The sequence below is a fragment of the Arthrobacter sp. TWP1-1 genome (assembly GCF_049897845.1).
Lineage (GTDB): Bacteria > Actinomycetota > Actinomycetes > Actinomycetales > Micrococcaceae > Specibacter.
The window spans coordinates 86,080-101,821 of sequence record NZ_JAFCXC010000004.1 but is presented as its reverse complement, the minus strand read 5'-3'; the positions used below and the strand labels follow the sequence as shown (position 1 = coordinate 101,821).

The window sequence follows — 15,742 nt, the reverse complement described above, 5'->3', positions numbered from 1 at the left end:
GAGGAACAACATGACAACCAACTTTTCTGCGGGGACCAGTAAGGCAGTTTGGCATCCAACAAAGTCGTTTTGGATCACGGGAACAATCTGGCTCTTGTTTTTGGTGATCGCGCTTGTGACGGGAGGGTTTGCGGCGTGGTTGGTCATGTTCGCACTTTTCGTCATTCTGACGGCTTTATATTCGCTCATCTTTGGACGACGGTCCTGGCTTGGACTTCCGCACCGAAAGGGTGCCGGGGGTGCCGTTGGGATTGGCTTTCTGGTCTTGATTATCGGATCGATCGTCGCTGCGTTAACGTCACCTTCGTCAGGCACCATTGCGCCACTCGCTGACGCGATGGTTGCGGTGACCACGTCAGCGTCGCCGTCGGCGAGTCCGACGCCCACTCCTAAATATGTGCTCAAGAAAGAGTGTTTTGATGACGGCGAGTCAGTCGTGGAAGGAACCGAGACATTGGTCTGCACCGTCGATGACAAGGGCTTGCTGGTGTGGATGTTGAAGAAAGACTCCACGACCTTAATTGCCGAGCGAGCCGAAACAAAACGCGTTGCGGCAGAAAAGATGGCGAAGGAAAAGGCTGCGGTTGAACGAGTTGCCGCCGAAAAGGCTACATCGGATAAAGCTGCCGCTGATGAGGCGGCGCGAATTGTTGCAGAGCAAGCCGCACAGCAGGCGCCCGCGGCTGATGTCTACTATCAGAATTGCACGGAGGCCCGGGCCGCAGGAGCGGCTCCGCTCTACATTGGTCAGCCCGGTTACCGTCCGGGCATGGATGGCGATAGCGACGGCGTTGCCTGTGAGCCCAAGAGGTAGCGAGACCTGGCCCAAGCGGCTGGGCGGAACAGCTGGTCAGGAACGGAATTCGTGGAGTGCGCCGATGTTCATTGATGGCAGCGGCCGCAGCAGCCCAAAGCATGATGATGATCCGCGCCCAGACGGGCAAGTGCAGGAAGAACTCTGAGCTTTCCGTCATCGCGGGCGACCTAGAATAGCGAAAACCCCGTAGATCCAAGGATCTACGGGGTTTTCATTGGCGGTGACGGTGGGATTTGAACCCACGTCAGGCTCTCACCTGAACAACATTTCGAGTGTTGCACCTTCGGCCGCTCGGACACGTCACCAACGCGTCAACCTTACCGGCTCAAAGCCCAACAACAAAAATGAGCCAAGACGCGCGTTCATGAATAGGGCAGGATGAGCACATGGACAGTGCAACGCAACGTGCCTGGAGCTGGCACAAACAAGGTCTGGACGGCTCGCTTTCGGGCAGCAACTCCGCTGAAGTCTTCGCCAGAGCGGGATGGGCGCGTTCGGTCGGTGGAGCCAATCCCTACCTCAGTCTTTTCGCCAGGGCAGGCATTCGCCGAGAACAGGCCGACGCCGATGTTGCCGCCCTGCACATTCATGAACTTCCGACGGCGCGCGGCTGCACCTATGTGCTGGGTGCGGACGATTTCGCCTGGGCGTTGTTGCTCGGTCAAGGGGCAGCCGAGGCGACGGTGAAGGTCCTGGGCAAGCTCGGCGTCGAACGCGGCGAGGTCACAGACCTGGCTGACAAGACACTTCGGGTCCTTCAGGACGCGGGCCAGCCCTTGGACCCGAAGCAGCTCAAGGATCAGCTGGGGGATGCCGTGCGCAGCCTGGGTGAGGAAGGCAAGAAGAAGGGCGCCTCAACCACGCTCCCAACGGTGCTCGGCCTATTGCAAGCAGATGGTCGTATCCGCCGCGTGCCCGTCAATGGCAGGCTGGACCAGCAGCGCTACGCCTACACAACGTGGGGCCTGCCACCGGCAACTGAATCTGCGGACCAGGCCCGTGCGAGGCTGATGGAAAACTATCTGGGCTGGACCGGTGGGGCCACGCTCAAGCAAACCCAATGGTTCACCGCCTTCACAGTGGCTCAAACCAAGGCCGCGCTCGCAGCCACGGGTGCCGTCGAAGCTCCGGCATCGGAGACTCCCGGCCTGTGGATGCTGCCTGCGGACGCGGAAGAATCGGCGAATTTCACGGCGCCTCAGGAAGAACAGATCCAGCTGCTTGCCGGCACCGACTCCCTCTTCCTGCTCCGCCGCAACGCCGCCGACCATTTTGCCGATGAGGACCGGGACCGCCAGCTGCTCAGCGCCAAGCTTGCGCTCCAGGCCGATTTGCCTGACCACCCCATCGTTGATCGCGGCCGCATCATCGGCCTGTGGCAGTACGATCCCGGCACCGAACGCATTGCCCACTGGCTCTTCGACGCCCCGACAAAGGCCGTGACGCAAAGGATTCAAGAAGTGGAGGAATTCATCCGCGAAGACCTGGGTGACTTCCGCTCCTTCAGCCTCGATTCGCCAGCCAGCAGGCAAAAGCGGATCGACGCCATCAATGCGGCGGCGACGTCGAGATGAGAGGGGTGCGGTGGTTGGCAGTGGTTGCTGCAGCCGCACTTGCCGGGGCAAGCATGGTCTCGTGTTCGCAGATTTTCGAGTCTCAACCCTGCATGCCGCCGGAGTTTTCTCTCAGCCAGGATTTGGCGAGCCCCGGCGGAAGTCTCACGGTCAGCGCGGCCGACGCTACTTGCGATCCGCGCTACGGCGAGAACGCCCAAGTTCAGATTGAGATCACGGACGGGTCCGGTGCCAAGGTCGTGGAGGAGCTCGCTCCCATGAACGACGCCGGCGGGTTCAGTGTGCCGCTGGATATTCCAAGTACTGCCGTCCCCGGCCAAGGAACGGTGTCGACCTACCCGTATAACGTGGATTGGTGCGATGACACGGGAAAGAACAACCGGGTCGGTCGTGCCGCGAGCGGATTCGAACGAGTCTCGTGCGCCTCGCGGGCTGTGCCACTGACCATCACGGAGGCGCCTTAGCGGTGCCCGCCGAAAAAGTCCTTGAGCAGCGCCGCGCACTCCTCCTCGCGGACACCCGGAAACACCTCGACCCAGTGGTTGAGCCGGCGTTCACGCAACACATCAAATACCGACCCGGCGGCTCCAGCCTTTTCATCCCACGCACCGAATACGACGCGCGGGATTCGAGCCAGCACAATAGCCCCGGCGCACATGGTGCACGGCTCCAGCGTCACCACTAGCGTGCAATCGGCCAGCCGCCACTCACCCAATTTCGCGGCAGCCTCACGGATCGCGACAACCTCCGCGTGCGCCGTCGGATCTCCATGCGCCTCACGTTCATTGCGGCCCAAACCAAGGATCTCCCCACCGGGTCCAAGTACGACGGCGCCAATCGGCACATCCGCGGTCAGCAAGGCCCGCTGTGCTTCCGAGAGCGCGATGCCCATCCACTGGGCATGAAGTGCCGTGGTGGTGGTCTCGATTCTAGGGAATTTCGGGGAATTGGGCACGGCTCAATGGTAGCTTTTATTCATGCGCGTATTCGTTGCGGATCATCCGCTTATTGCCCACAAGTTGACCGTTCTGCGGGACAAGAACACTCCGTCCCCCATTTTCCGTCAGCTGACCGAGGAACTGGTCACTTTGTTGGCCTATGAGGCGACACGCGAAGTGCGTGTGGAGCCGGTCAACATCGAGACTCCGGTGACCAGCGCTATTGGTACCGGACTGGTCAAGCCCACACCCCTAGTTGTGCCGATCCTACGCGCCGGCCTTGGCATGCTCGAGGGCATGACCCGCCTGCTGCCCACCGCCGAAGTTGGCTTCCTGGGCATGGCACGCAACGAGGAAACCCTCGAAGCCATCACCTACGCAGAGCGCCTGCCCGAGGACCTCACAGGCCGTCAGGTCTACGTGCTGGACCCCATGCTGGCCACCGGCGGCACCCTGATCGAGGCCTTCAAGTTCCTCTTTGATCGCGGCGCAGCTGACATCACCTGCATCTGCCTGCTGGCAGCTCCGGAGGGCCTGGCAAAGCTCGAGGCCGCCCACGGCGATCGCGACAACGTTCACGTTGTTCTGGCGTCCATCGATGAGGGTCTCGACGAGAACTCCTACATTGTTCCGGGTCTTGGCGACGCCGGCGACCGCCTCTACGGCGTCGTGGACTAAAGAATTTAGTAAATGACACCGATTCCGCTTTATGACACCGATATCCCGGTGTCATAAAGCGGAATCGGTGTCATTTTTCGTTGCGAAGACGTTAGAGGCCGCGCAACGGGGTCCAGCCAACGGGCCGAGGCCCCTTGATGGACGCGCGTTCCTTGTCGGCGTCGGCCGACCAGCCCTGCGCGGACAAGGTGCCAGCAACTCCAACGGCTCCGCGGGCAACCCTGAATCCGACATCTTCAAGGAGGGCATCGGGTGCGCTGCCCCGGCGAACGGAGGCGCGTGCGCTCCAGTGGGGATCGTCCCAGCCGGCTCCGCGTAAACTCCTGTAGTCGCCGTAGCGGGCCGTGTCCGCATAATCCCAGCACCACTCCCAAACGTTGCCGATCATATCGAAGAGGCCGTAGTTATTCGCTAACTTGCTGGCAACGAGCTGCGGCCCCGCGACAGCATCTGCGGCCGTCCAGGCAATGTCAGCCAACGGTCCATAGACCGGGGTGGTTGTTCCTGCTTTGGCAGCCCACTCCCACTCGGACTCGGTGGGTAGTCGGTAACCGTCGGAACCAACCTCCCAATGGACCTCACGTCCGTCAACGGTATAGGCAGGCGAGAAACCAGCCACATTTGACGCTGCGTTGCACCACACGATGGCGTCAAACCATGTGAGGGGATGCATAGGCAGGCGAGGCAACGAAGGTGGAGTCCCGGCGTTGTCCATTACTGCGGACCAATCAGCCCGGGTGAGTTGGGTCCGGCCCAAAGAAAACGGGCGCAGCACCACATCGCGGGTGACTGCCGAACGGGCGTCTCGCATGGCGATGGTGCCGCCGGGGATGGGAACTAGGCCCAGAACTTCCTGCCGAACCATGCCCCTCCTTGAAAGTTAGTACCAGTTCACAGCATTTGAGTGCGCCCAGGCGCCGCATGGTGTGGAGTAGGTCTCCGTGATGTAGTTCAAGCCCCACGTAATCTGGGTCTCGTAATTGGTGAGGTAGTCAGCGCCAACGCTGGCCATCTTCTCAGCTGGCAAAGACTGCACGATCCCGTAAGCTCCGCCGTCGGGATTCAACGCACTGGTGCGCCAGTTAGATTCGCGTTCCCACAACTGGGTGAGGCAGCTCATTTCGCCGGCGCCCCAGCCGCGGGCGCTCACTTGTGTCGCGGCGTACGCTTTTGCTGCTGCGGGGTCATCCACAGCAACGGCCGGAGCGGGAGTTGGTGCTGGCGTGGTCGCGACGGGCGTGACCTCAGCGGCAGCGGCCTTGACATCCGTGGTGGCCGAAGCAGGCGCCGAAGCCTTCGTGTCCGAGGTGACGGAGAGACCGGGGAAACTGATGGTCGCATCATCCGAGGCCGAGATCGACGTAGGGGCCGCAGATGTTTCAGCGGCGGAAACGAGGCTAGCGAGGCTCGTATCCGTGGTGTGGCCGACCTGCTGGGCAATGGCGCCTGCAGTCAGGAGCCCACCAACCACGGCCACGGCGGCCACGCACTTTGCGGTCTTGGTGACAGCCGACGATGCGGAACCGGCGGCATGGGTCCCGGTACGGGAGATGCGGGCGGAACTCAGCCCAAAGATCGACTGGCGGCGAACTGATTCTGCGCGGCGACGGCCGCGCTGCGGTGCAGCGGTCATGATGTGATTGCCTCTCTACGCCTGCGAGGTGAGCTGTCGGGAACGGATTAGAGAATCCGGCCAACGCTCGGCATGGCAGTGGATAACACTGCTGCACTGCGTCGGCTTAACCCCAAGGGCTTCCATGCGGAAGGGCCCGTAAAAAGTGGGTCCCCCGTCTCTGCCATGCGTGTGGAGGGAGATGGGCGGCGGCAGAGCTCGGCGAACCGTCCATCGGTGCCAAAAACCGTAAATGGTTGGCGAGCACTTTAGTCAGACTATCCGAACGGTCTAACATTGTCACATTTTGGTAACAACCTTTGTAGCAGGTGAGCGAATCGACATTTACTTAGCAATGCTAACGATCTAGAGTTGAGAGCAGACGATACGAAACTTTTGATGTAGATAGCGCAGCGACGATGACCGAAACTTTCTCCCCTGACCCTTCCCCGCGTAACCCTTCCCCGCAACGTTCGACGACGGACCCTGGCCCGGGTGCCCCACGCAAGACCGCGCGGGGGATCGGCGCTGCCCCATTGGCCGCCGAATTGCGGATCGCGGTGATGCGCACCTCGCGCAGGCTCCGGGCAGAGGCGGCATCGCAGGAGATCAGCCCCGGTCAGTATTCGGTCCTTGCCGCCATCATGGACGGACCCCGAACAGTGGGCCAGCTCGCAGCACGCGAGCAAATTCAAGCACCTTCCATGACACGGATCGTCAATGGGCTGGCCGAGGCCGCATTCGTCAGCAGGGAAGAAAATCCGCAGGACAAACGCCAAGTCCTGGTGCGCGTTACGGATTCGGGAGCGGCAGCCCTCTTACGGGCGCGCTCCAAGCGAACGGAGTGGCTGGCGAGGCGCGTGGCGGCGCTGACTCCCGCACAGCGTGCCACGCTGCACGAGGCGGCCCTGATCTTGCAGGAGATGAGTGCCTAAGTGAATTCAATGTTCCGGGCGTTGCGGGTATTCAATTACAGGCTCTGGGTGACGGGGGCACTGGTCTCCAATATCGGAACGTGGATGCAGCGGGTAGCCCAGGACTGGTTGGTATTGACGGTCCTAACTAACAATTCAGGTACGGCAGCCGGCATCACTACGGGGCTGCAATTTCTGCCAATCGTGTTCCTTGGGCCTTACGCAGGACTGCTGGGCGATCGGGTCAATAAGCGCAAACTCCTGCTGATTACACAGGCCGCCATGGGTTTTTGTGCGCTTTTGTTGGGAATTTTGGTGGTCACCGGGTCTGTACAACTGTGGCATGTTTATGCTTTGGCTCTCCTGCTGGGCGTGGCAAGCGCCTTTGACGCTCCGTCGAGGCAGGCATTTGTCTCCGAAGTCGTCGGGAAAGCGGATGTTCCCAACGCCGTCGCGCTTAACAGTGCCTCGTTCAACCTTGCCCGCCTCGCGGGGCCCGGTGTGGCAGGTCTTGTTATCGCGCTGGTGGGTACGGGGCCGGCATTCTTAATCAACGCAGCCAGCTTTGCAGCCGTCATTTTCTCCCTCTGGCGGATGCGCGTCAACGAACTCATCCCTCCCGTCAGGGTGCCGCGGGCGAAAGGGCAGATCCGAGAGGGGCTCCGCTACATCCGCCAGCGGCCGGACCTGCTGATGATCATGGTGCTGGTCTTCATGGTGGGCACCTTCGGCATGAACTTCCAGATCACCAATGCCTTGATGGCCACGACAGTTTTCCACCTGGGGCCGGGGGAATATGGCCTCTTGGGCTCAGTCATGGCCATCGGAACATTGGCGGCCGCACTCCTTGCGGCCAAGCGAAAGAACATGCGGATGCTGTACATCGTTGGCGGGGCGCTGGCGTTCGGGATAACCGTGGCCGTGGCCGCGATCATGCCCAGCTACTTTTGGTACGCCGTGGCATTGGTGCCCGTGGGATTGGCGTCATTGACGTTCATGAACGCCTGCAACACCACGGTGCAATTGACCACCGATGCCGCCATGCGTGGGCGTGTGCTCGCCGTCTACATGGTGGTTCTGCAAGGCGGGACACCCATTGGGGCTCCGTTAGTGGGCTGGATTGCCACCGAATTTGGCGCGCGTTGGTCACTCGGCCTGGGCGCAGTGGTTGCGCTAGTGGCCGGATTCGTTGCGCTGATCTTGATGAACCGGCGCAATAACGTCCGGCTGCGAGATCAGGTCAGGGATCTGCGCCCATCATTCATGGTGCAGGGGCTGCGCAACGAGGCCAAGTAGTCCGTGGAGAGGGCAGTTACGTCACGCGCATAACGTAAACAACGGGTGACATAGTGGCAAATGCTGGGAGAACGCTGAGTCCAGGAGGGAACTTGCGAGGGCATCATAGGCGTGCTTTTCGGTGGTTTGAACTAATTCATTCAAAAATCGAACCCAATGAAATTTATGACACGCAATAACGTCAGCTGGGTGATTTAGTTCGAAACAATCCGTCATTTGACCGCTGATTGAGAGCAAAAAGACAGCGTGCGGTTCGTCACAAATTAGTACACGATCCCACAATGTGGACGTTTTGAGCCTATGTTACTTGCAAGTTCGCTTTATTACGTAGGAGACTGGCTACGTGAACACCCACTCAGTGAATCCTGCAGCCGCAGCAACTGTCCGCCTCGGAATGACCGGACGGTTTATGTGTGGTTGTCGAATGCAGGCCTAACGCACAACCCTGGATGCCACGCACGGCAATAGTGGCGGATACCAGTCTTGGCCTATGGGCCCGCCCCGATCGAGGGGCATAAATAGTTCTGGAAGCTCAGGACTCATGGAAGCATTCGCGCCGTTGAGTACGGCCATACACACTTAGGTAGTTCAATGTCAGTAGCATCCGGATACGTCCACATCTCAGTCCGCAACGCCGCTAGGGCAGTCGCCCGGAACGCAGGCCCTGCGGCACGCACCTCCCATGTCGATGCCCCCGGCTACGGCAACAGCTACCGCCCGGAGGCAACCACCCCGGCCGCCCGCTTGCGTGCCATTCCCGCAAATGACGTCAACCCCATGACGGCGCCCACCCCCGTCATTGCCGGTGGCGACAGGTTGCGCGGCGTCAGCCCTGACAACGTGGCCCGCGGCTTTGTTCTCTATGTTGGTGTTGACGAGGATACGGCCGCAGCCGCCGGTACTTCCTTGGCCAAGCTCGCGCAGGACATTCGCGCCTACGCCCAGTCCCTGGTCCCGCAGGCCCAGAGCTACGCCGCGGTGGCCATTGCGCCGTCGGACGCTGTGGGAACCGCCCTGGACGTGGTTCGTTCCACTTTCGGCGACCCCACCGTTGCTGCCCGTCCGCGGCAGGAAACGGTCCGCGTGGCTGCTGTAGATCAGCGCCCCACAGGTGTCTTGATCGACCTGGCCCGACGCGAAGTGCACCTCGACGGCGACACCCTGAACCTCACGTTCAAGGAATTCGAGCTGCTGAACTACCTCGTGGAAAACGGCACCCGCACGGTAGGTCGCGACGAACTCCTTGAAGGCCTCTGGAGCAACGCCGACGAAGTCCCCAATGAGCGCACCATCGACGTTCACATCCGCCGCCTACGCTCCAAGCTGGGCCGCCTGGCCAACACCGTGCGCACCGTCCGCGGCGAAGGCTACCGTTTCTACGAGCACCCCGAAGTGGTTGTCTGGGCCGCGCCGGAATACTCCATCTAACGTTGGCGCCGGACTAGTTCTGGCAAGTGCGACGGCGGTAGCCTCACCTCGGTGGGGCAACCGCCGTCGTTCCTCTTTAAACGTCACTAAACTGTGTGAATGAGTGAACACCACATTAAACGGCTGATCCTGATGCGCCACGCCAAGGCGGCCTTCCCGCTGGGCGTGGAAGACCACGACAGGCCGCTGGCCCAACGTGGGCACACCGAAGCGCCGCTGGCCGGCAAATGGCTCGTGGAGAACGCCGTGGTGCCGGACTTTATCCTGTGTTCCTCGGCGCTGCGAACCAGGCAGACCTGCACCTGGGTGTGCCAGCAGCTCGGCGATAAGGCGCCAACTCCCAAGCTGGAATCGGGACTCTATGCCGCCGGGGCTACGTCCATGCTCTCGGTTATCAACCACGTGCCGGAAACCGTCAGCACACTCATGGTGATCAGCCACATGCCCGGCATCCAATCGCTGGCGCTGCGGCTGGCGTCGCGGGATTCGGATCAAGACGCGTACATGGATCTCGCATCCGGATTCCCCACGAGTGCTTTTGCCGTGCTGGAACATAGCGGCGACTGGGCCACCCTTGACGGACAGGACGCCCAGCTCAACAACTTTGTGGTGCCGCGCTAGTTCTTAGGCAGAGGCCTTGCGCTGCGATATTTAGGACTCGATCTCCGGCATGAGCGCCTTCAAGGTCCACGTCTTCTTCTTGGATACGGCGATCCACGCAAACAGCAAACCAAGAACCGTATACCCCAGCAGACCAAGCACGATGGGCAGCAGGGGAGCGAGGTCGGCACCATAGATCAGGTGCCGCATGCCCTCCACCACATGTCCCATGGGCAGGATCTGATGCATGATGTGCAGCGGCTCCGGCGTGGTCTGCCACGGGAACGTTCCGCCGGAGGACACCAGCTGAAGCACCAGCAAGATGAGGGCCACGAACTTACCCGGCGTGCCCAGCAAGGCCACGAGGCCCTGGATCAGGGCCGTGAACGTTATCGATGCCAGCAGCAGCAGCCCCAGCGTCAACCACGGATGGCTCGGCTCAAGGCCCAACCCAAAGTGCACCACGGAGTACAGCACCACGGCCTGCACCGTGGCGACGGTGGCGAACGGAATCCATCCGCCCACCGCGATCTTCCACGACCGTGCGTTGGAGGCCAGCGCCCGGACCGTCAGCGGCCGCATGACCTGGACCAGCATGAGGGCGCCGATCCACAAGGCGAGCACAAGGAAGAAGGGCGCCAGTCCGGAACCGTAGTTGGCTGCCTGGGCCTGAGACACTGAATCTATGCGGACGGGATCGGCAATGACACCGGCGGCGTTTTGCTTGTCCTTGTCGTTGGGATCCGGAACAGTCCCGGCGCCATTGCGTAATTGTGTAGCCAGCTCGGAGGCGCCAGTGAGCAACTTGCTCGAACCAGTCTTCAGATCACCCGCACCGGTATCGAGCTTCGCCGCTCCGGCGGACAACTGGTTTGCCCCGTCCAAGGCAGATTCCTGCCCGCCAGCCAGCGTCCCGGCACCCGTGGTCAACTCCCCGGCCCCGGCATGGGCCTGGCCGATCGCGGAGGTGAGGGCCGGTGTTGCGCCTGCCAACTTGGCGGCACCGTCGGCAACCGCGGCCGCACCATCGGCCAGCTTTTGAACATCCGCGGCGTCGGTCGCCAGCTTGCCCTTCAGCTCCGTAACGCTGGGGCTGGTGGCATCCTTAGCCAACGACGCGCCGATCTTCCCTGCCTGTTCGGGGGTGATGGTCCCGTCGGCAACGAACGTCCCGAGTTTGTCTGTAATGGCAGCCGTTGCGGCGTCGTCGAGCTTGTCGGCCGAGCCGATCGCCTCCTGCACCTTGGTGTTCAGAGTCGCAGTGCCGCCGGAAACGGCCGCGGCCCCGTCTGAGAGTTTCTGTGTGTCACCGGGCAACGTGGACGTCTGGGTTTCCAGCTGGCCCAGCCCCTTGTCTAGGGCTGCGGCACCGGCCTGCAGCTGGTTGGATCCGGTGACGAGCTGGGTCTGTCCGGCCACCAGATCATTCGTGCCGGTCAGGAGGTCTCCCGTGCCGGTTTTCAGCGTCCCGACCCCGCTATCGAGGGTGCCGGCGCCATCGGCCAACTGTTGGGCGCCGTCGGCCGCTTTCACGAGCTGGGCATGGATGGTGCCATAACCGGTCAGCAGCGAGTTGGCTGTTTGCTCGCCCACCTGCTGCGCCACAGACTCGTGGACCTGAGTGGTCACCTTGTCCACGATGGAGGTCAGGAGGTAGTTGTTGGCATCGCTGGTCGTCACGCTCATCATGGCCTGCGTCGCGGAATCAAAGTTCTCCGGTGACGCTAGATTGGCCGAGAAATCCTTCGGGATGGTCAGGGCGAAGGCGAATTGGCCGTCCCTGACCCCGTCGCTGGCTTCCTCGGGTGTATCTACGATCTGCCAATCGAACTTGTGCCCGTCAATGAGTGTTTGGGCCACGTCCTCGCCAACCCGCAGTTCCTTGCCGTCCTTGGTGACTGCACCCTCGTCCTGAACCACGACGGCGGCCTGCAGCTGATCGAGGTTGCCGTACGGATCCCAGTTGGCATAGAGATACACGGCCCCGTAGAGCAAGGGAACCATCACGAGGGCCACGATGGTCACCTTCGGCAGAATCCCGCCGGTCATGCGCTTGAGTTCAGACATCGCCAATCGGAAGACTGTCATCGAATTTCCTCTTCCTGCTGTGTTGAATCATGTTTGCTTCCGTCGTCAATCTCGGATGCGGGAGCGACTGTCCGGTCCGGTTCGGAGACGTCATTATCACTAACGGGCTGAGCGGGGAGTTCGGAGGTTTCGGCGTCGTCCACGGACACGTCCTCATCAGTGTCGTCATCGGTGCCGTCCTCGGGCACAACATCTGGAACAGGCACAGGCCGGAGATCACCGTCGTCGTGGGTAAGGACCCCATTGCCAGCCACTTCCGTGGCGCCAGTCCATTCGTCGGGGATGCGGCCAACGACGCCCACCACCACGAGGGGGCGGAGCGGGGTGTCGGCGTGGACGTCCGGGCCTCGGCCCATCGTGCCGGCAGCGAGCTGCTCCAGGAGGGGCAGCCAAGCGGTAGTATCCGCGGTGTGGCGGTCGGGGGAATCAACCACCACCACGTCCACATCGCGGTTGGTCAGGGCGAGCTCAAGTTGCAGCTGCAGAAGCCGGGCCGGCGCCAGTTCTTCGATCCACTGCCCGAGGATGTCCCGGAAGCCGTGCTTGACCAGCCATGCGGTGGGGCGTGTGCGGTCCCGGAACTTGAACGGAACCAGCGCAAGGTCCTCGGATGCGAGGGACCTGACCGTGAGGTGGTTTTCCGGGGCGTTGACGTCGGGCGCATCAATGATGGCGCTGCGGCGGCGCAAGCCTGCCAGCGACGCGTCATGGCCGAGCGAAACGCTCCCTGTTGAGGGCTTCATGCGTCCGGTCAGTGCCAGCGCCAACGCGGTGCGGCGTTCCTGTCCGTCAGCCTGGATCAAGAGGACCTCGGAACGGCGGGCTTCAAGGGTTGTGGCAGGCAGCAGGGTGTGGCGCCGGCCATCGATATGCAGCTGGTTGGTGGTGAGCATTGACGTTCTTTCATCCGAAGGGGGCAGCCTTAAAATACCAAGAACTGACCGGTCAGTACAAGAAACTTGGGGTGGATCACGTTCCACCTTTCCATATGGACGAGTTCAGCCCAAGGATGCCCCGCGCGCAAAAAGGCGGGTTCCTCGAGATTCAACTCGGAGAACCCGCCTTGTATGCCAGGCAGAAAAGCAGGCTGTGGAGCAGTTACGCGCTCAGTGCGTCCTTGAACCAACCCGTGATGGTTGAGGGGTGTGTGATGGCGGTGCCAACAACCACGGCAAACGCACCGGCGTCCAGGGCTGCACGAGCCTGGGCGGGGGAGTGGATGCGACCCTCGGCGATGAGCGGCTTGCCAAGGTTGGCGGCGGCAATCTCGGCGATGAGCTCAAGGTCGGGACCATCGGTCTTGGGGCGTTCGCCCGTGTAACCGGCCAGCGTGGTGCCGATCAGGTCGGCGCCTGCCTCGGCGGCAGCAACGGCGTCGTCGAAGGAACCACAATCTGCCATGACTAAGGAGTTGGAGTTGGCGTGGATGCCCTCAATGGTCTCGGCCAACGTCAGGCCGTCCGGACGCGGGCGGCGGGTGCCGTCGATGGCGACGATCTGGGCGCCTGCGCTGGCACAGGACAGGGCGTGGCGCAGCGTGGGGGTGATGAAGACGCCGTCGTGCCCGTCCTTCCAGAGGCCGATGACAGGAACCTCTACAGCGGCGCGCGCAAACTGAATGTCGGCGATACCCTGAACGCGGATGGCCCCGGCACCGCCAATGACGGCTGCTGCCGCGATCTGTGCCATGGTGCGCGGATCGCGCATGGGCTCGCCCGGGTAGGCCTGGGCGGAAACAACAAGCTGCCCGGCAAGCTCATCAAGGTTGGTCAATTTCAGCGTCACTGTAACTCCTAGTAAAAATAGAACTAATTATTTCGCAAATACCAAAGAGGCTGCGCCGACTATTGCGGCCGTATTGCCCAAGGTCGCCTTCACAATGCGCACAGAAGCCAGCGGTGCAAGCAGTTCTGCACGCGCGGCAGCCTCCATGGCGTCCCACCAAAGCTCTCCGGCATCAGCCAATCCACCCGAGACTACAACCACTGCTGGATCGAGGATGTTTATCAATCCTCCCACCGCTTGACCGGCCGCGGCTGCCGCGTGGGCAATCACGCGCAGCGCCAGCTCGTCTCCGGCCCGCGCTGAGTCGAATACGGCCCGAGTATCGGGCAGGGAGGCGTTGCCGCCCTCGCGAAGGTAAGCGGCGTGAATGGCCGGTCCGGAGGAGATGGCTTCCACATGTCCGGAATGCCCGCAGGAGCAGGGCAACGGCGTGCCGCGGTGGACCGCGAGCGGTGAGGCGAAGTGGCCCACATGGCCGCCAACAAAGTGGTGACCCAGCAGCGGCTTGCCGTCAACGACAAAGCTGCCGCCCACGCCAGTGCCGAAGGCGACCATCAGGGCGGTCGGAGCGCCTCCGCCTGCGCCGTGCCACGCCTCACCCAGTGCGTGGGCATGCACGTCATTGACGACGGCGGACGGTAGTCCCAGCCGCTGGGTCAGTCCCGCTGTGATCGCCGTTCCGGTCCAGCCAAGGATGGCGTCGGTGGCTGAAATCACGGTGCCTTCGGCTGCATTGATGACGCCGGCGGAGCCTACTCCAATGGCGTCAATAGTGGTGCCCATGGCGGCTGCCCGCTCAATGAGCGATCCGACCATCGCGGCTGTGGCGTCCAAAATGGCCTCGCCGCCGTCGCGGTTCAGGGTGGGGATTTGCTCGGTGAATAGGACCGAGCCGTCCTCGGCCACCACTCCGGCTGCCGTCTTGGTCCCGCCAAGGTCAACGCCAATTACATGCCGCATGAAAGAGTCCTTCAAAGTTCAAAAGTTTGGGTCTGGACAGGCTCGACCACCGGTGGTCGAGCCTGTCCAGACCCGGGATCAAGCGTTTGTTAGATCAGGCCCGTGCGCTCAAGGATGACCTTGATGGCTGCGGTCTCGTCTTCGTCGAGGGAGAGCATGGGGGCGCTCATGACGTTGGTCTTGATAATGCCCATCAGGACCAGGGCGGTCTTGAATGCGCCCAAGCCTGCTGCGTTACCGGACAAACGGCCGGCCTTGGGGGTGTAGACGATGTTGAAGACATCGGCGATGCGGTCCTGCTCGGCTGCCGCACCGGCCCAGTCGCCTGCAACGGAGAGATCGTACAGGCGGCGGTAGGCGGCCGGGTCAACGTTACCCAGACCCGGAACAACACCCTGTGCGCCGCCGAGCAGTGCACCGTCAACAACCACTTCGTGGCCGGTGAAGATATCAAAGTTCGGGATGTCCTTGGCGCCGATGAGCAGCTGGCGGAAGGAAACGTCGTCGCCCGAGGAGTCCTTGACACCGGCGATGACGCCTTCGCGGCCCAGCTCCAGGAGCAGGTCGGTGGGCATCTTGAAGTGGGTGCGGACCGGAACGTCGTAGACGAACAACGGAACATCCACCGAAGCTGCAACGGTGCGGATGTGGCGGCCGTTCTCTTCGGCGTTGCTGATCGCGTAGTACTGGCTGGTGGCCACGATGGCGTCGGCACCCAGGGAAACCATGCGGCGGGCTTCTTCAACAACGCGGTTGGTGGTCTGCTCAACGGCGCCAACCAACAGCGGGACCTGTCCGGCGTTGACGCCGGCAATGGTCTTCAGCACGGTGTCGCGCTCGTCGTTGGTCTGGTGGGTGACTTCGCCCGAGGAACCGTTGACGAACAGGCCGCTCACGCCGCCTTCGATGAGGTGGCGGGTCAGGTTCTCCAACGAGGGGACGTCAATGGCGCCATCAGCTGTACGGGGGGTGCAGACGGGAGGGATGACGCCCTGGAAACGGGAAGCGACGGTAGTCACGTGAATTACTCCAAATTGTATTGATTGAGTAGA

General features: G+C 62.0%; 16 protein-coding genes, 1 tRNA gene and 1 riboswitch. Of the genes, 8 read left to right on the top strand and 9 right to left on the bottom strand.

What is annotated here, in order from left to right; translation table 11 throughout:
- The first annotated feature begins 10 nt into the window (after positions 1-10).
- Positions 11-814, top strand: coding sequence for an excalibur calcium-binding domain-containing protein (locus ACP7B9_RS09185; protein ID WP_425862690.1), 804 nt, complete (start codon positions 11-13; stop codon positions 812-814).
- A gap of 218 nt (positions 815-1,032) precedes the next feature.
- Here the strand turns inward: ACP7B9_RS09185 and ACP7B9_RS09180 are convergent.
- Positions 1,033-1,122 (bottom strand) — tRNA-Ser (locus ACP7B9_RS09180).
- Between the two features lie 81 nt (positions 1,123-1,203).
- On the opposite strand from ACP7B9_RS09180, the gene ACP7B9_RS09175 reads away from it, so the two are divergent.
- Positions 1,204-2,391 (top strand): DNA glycosylase AlkZ-like family protein, encoded by a 1,188-nt coding sequence (locus tag ACP7B9_RS09175; RefSeq protein ID WP_425862688.1) that lies wholly within the window; start codon positions 1,204-1,206, stop codon positions 2,389-2,391.
- A gap of 92 nt (positions 2,392-2,483) precedes the next feature.
- Entirely contained in the window at positions 2,484-2,855 is a 372-nt protein-coding gene (locus ACP7B9_RS09170) for a hypothetical protein (protein WP_425862686.1), read from the top strand.
- Here ACP7B9_RS09170 and tadA read toward each other — a convergent pair.
- Positions 2,852-3,346, bottom strand: a complete 495-nt coding sequence (tadA, locus tag ACP7B9_RS09165; RefSeq protein WP_425862685.1) for a tRNA adenosine(34) deaminase TadA — start codon at positions 3,344-3,346, stop codon at positions 2,852-2,854. The two genes, ACP7B9_RS09170 and tadA, sit on opposite strands and share 4 nt — an antisense overlap.
- A gap of 22 nt (positions 3,347-3,368) precedes the next feature.
- Here tadA and upp point away from each other — a divergent pair, with 22 nt between their 5' ends.
- Positions 3,369-4,007 (top strand): uracil phosphoribosyltransferase, encoded by a 639-nt coding sequence (gene upp / locus ACP7B9_RS09160; protein WP_425862684.1) that lies wholly within the window; start codon positions 3,369-3,371, stop codon positions 4,005-4,007.
- Positions 4,008-4,098: 91 nt separating this feature from the next.
- On the opposite strand, the gene ACP7B9_RS09155 is transcribed toward upp, so the two are convergent.
- A complete protein-coding gene (locus tag ACP7B9_RS09155; protein WP_425862683.1) occupies positions 4,099-4,872 on the bottom strand; it encodes a formylglycine-generating enzyme family protein in 774 nt (257 codons plus the stop codon).
- Between the two features lie 15 nt (positions 4,873-4,887).
- Positions 4,888-5,640: a hypothetical protein gene (locus ACP7B9_RS09150; RefSeq protein ID WP_425862682.1), complete on the bottom strand. Its 753-nt coding sequence runs from the start codon at positions 5,638-5,640 to the stop codon at positions 4,888-4,890.
- A gap of 4 nt (positions 5,641-5,644) precedes the next feature.
- A riboswitch (cyclic di-AMP (ydaO/yuaA leader) is annotated at positions 5,645-5,838 on the bottom strand.
- 200 nt (positions 5,839-6,038) lie between these two features.
- On the opposite strand from ACP7B9_RS09150, the gene ACP7B9_RS09145 reads away from it, so the two are divergent.
- The 4 genes from ACP7B9_RS09145 to ACP7B9_RS09130 all read left to right on the top strand — a co-directional run bounded on the left by ACP7B9_RS09145 (position 6,039) and on the right by ACP7B9_RS09130 (position 9,878).
- Positions 6,039-6,554 (top strand): MarR family winged helix-turn-helix transcriptional regulator, encoded by a 516-nt coding sequence (locus tag ACP7B9_RS09145; RefSeq protein WP_425862680.1) that lies wholly within the window; start codon positions 6,039-6,041, stop codon positions 6,552-6,554.
- Between the two features lie 9 nt (positions 6,555-6,563).
- A complete protein-coding gene (locus ACP7B9_RS09140; protein ID WP_425863129.1) occupies positions 6,564-7,829 on the top strand; it encodes an MFS transporter in 1,266 nt (421 codons plus the stop codon).
- A gap of 591 nt (positions 7,830-8,420) precedes the next feature.
- A complete protein-coding gene (locus ACP7B9_RS09135) occupies positions 8,421-9,257 on the top strand; it encodes a winged helix-turn-helix domain-containing protein (RefSeq protein WP_425862678.1) in 837 nt (278 codons plus the stop codon).
- A 99-nt stretch (positions 9,258-9,356) separates the two neighbouring features.
- Entirely contained in the window at positions 9,357-9,878 is a 522-nt protein-coding gene (locus ACP7B9_RS09130) for a SixA phosphatase family protein (RefSeq protein WP_425862677.1), read from the top strand.
- Positions 9,879-9,908: 30 nt separating this feature from the next.
- On the opposite strand, the gene ACP7B9_RS09125 is transcribed toward ACP7B9_RS09130, so the two are convergent.
- The 5 genes from ACP7B9_RS09125 to ACP7B9_RS09105 form a co-directional block, all read right to left on the bottom strand.
- Positions 9,909-11,945 carry a YhgE/Pip family protein gene (locus ACP7B9_RS09125; RefSeq protein WP_425862676.1) on the bottom strand — a complete coding sequence of 679 codons (2,037 nt, stop codon included), beginning with the start codon at positions 11,943-11,945 and terminating at the stop codon, positions 9,909-9,911.
- Positions 11,942-12,838 carry an ABC transporter ATP-binding protein gene (locus ACP7B9_RS09120; protein WP_425862675.1) on the bottom strand — a complete coding sequence of 299 codons (897 nt, stop codon included), beginning with the start codon at positions 12,836-12,838 and terminating at the stop codon, positions 11,942-11,944. The genes ACP7B9_RS09125 and ACP7B9_RS09120 overlap by 4 nt, the downstream gene beginning before the upstream one ends.
- A gap of 205 nt (positions 12,839-13,043) precedes the next feature.
- Complete coding sequence (locus tag ACP7B9_RS09115) at positions 13,044-13,730, bottom strand: N-acetylmannosamine-6-phosphate 2-epimerase (protein WP_425862674.1); 687 nt, start codon at positions 13,728-13,730, stop codon at positions 13,044-13,046.
- 27 nt (positions 13,731-13,757) lie between these two features.
- Entirely contained in the window at positions 13,758-14,690 is a 933-nt protein-coding gene (locus ACP7B9_RS09110; RefSeq protein ID WP_425862673.1) for an ROK family protein, read from the bottom strand.
- Between the two features lie 89 nt (positions 14,691-14,779).
- Complete coding sequence (locus ACP7B9_RS09105; RefSeq protein WP_425862672.1) at positions 14,780-15,709, bottom strand: dihydrodipicolinate synthase family protein; 930 nt, start codon at positions 15,707-15,709, stop codon at positions 14,780-14,782.
- Positions 15,710-15,742 lie beyond the last annotated feature (33 nt).

Bases quoted from the DNA above. Each gene is read 5' to 3' on its own strand.
- ACP7B9_RS09185 (WP_425862690.1), top strand. From the start codon at position 11: ATGACAACCAACTTTTCTGCGGGGACCAGTAAGGCAGTTTGGCATCCA.
- ACP7B9_RS09175 (WP_425862688.1), top strand. From the start codon at position 1,204: ATGGACAGTGCAACGCAACGTGCCTGGAGCTGGCACAAACAAGGTCTG.
- ACP7B9_RS09170 (WP_425862686.1), top strand. From the start codon at position 2,484: ATGCCGCCGGAGTTTTCTCTCAGCCAGGATTTGGCGAGCCCCGGCGGA.
- upp (WP_425862684.1), top strand. From the start codon at position 3,369: ATGCGCGTATTCGTTGCGGATCATCCGCTTATTGCCCACAAGTTGACC.
- ACP7B9_RS09155 (WP_425862683.1), bottom strand. From the start codon at position 4,872: ATGGTTCGGCAGGAAGTTCTGGGCCTAGTTCCCATCCCCGGCGGCACC.
- ACP7B9_RS09150 (WP_425862682.1), bottom strand. From the start codon at position 5,640: ATGACCGCTGCACCGCAGCGCGGCCGTCGCCGCGCAGAATCAGTTCGC.
- ACP7B9_RS09145 (WP_425862680.1), top strand. From the start codon at position 6,039: ATGACCGAAACTTTCTCCCCTGACCCTTCCCCGCGTAACCCTTCCCCG.
- ACP7B9_RS09140 (WP_425863129.1), top strand. From the start codon at position 6,564: ATGTTCCGGGCGTTGCGGGTATTCAATTACAGGCTCTGGGTGACGGGG.
- ACP7B9_RS09135 (WP_425862678.1), top strand. From the start codon at position 8,421: ATGTCAGTAGCATCCGGATACGTCCACATCTCAGTCCGCAACGCCGCT.
- ACP7B9_RS09130 (WP_425862677.1), top strand. From the start codon at position 9,357: ATGAGTGAACACCACATTAAACGGCTGATCCTGATGCGCCACGCCAAG.
- ACP7B9_RS09125 (WP_425862676.1), bottom strand. From the start codon at position 11,945: ATGACAGTCTTCCGATTGGCGATGTCTGAACTCAAGCGCATGACCGGC.
- ACP7B9_RS09120 (WP_425862675.1), bottom strand. From the start codon at position 12,838: ATGCTCACCACCAACCAGCTGCATATCGATGGCCGGCGCCACACCCTG.
- ACP7B9_RS09110 (WP_425862673.1), bottom strand. From the start codon at position 14,690: ATGCGGCATGTAATTGGCGTTGACCTTGGCGGGACCAAGACGGCAGCC.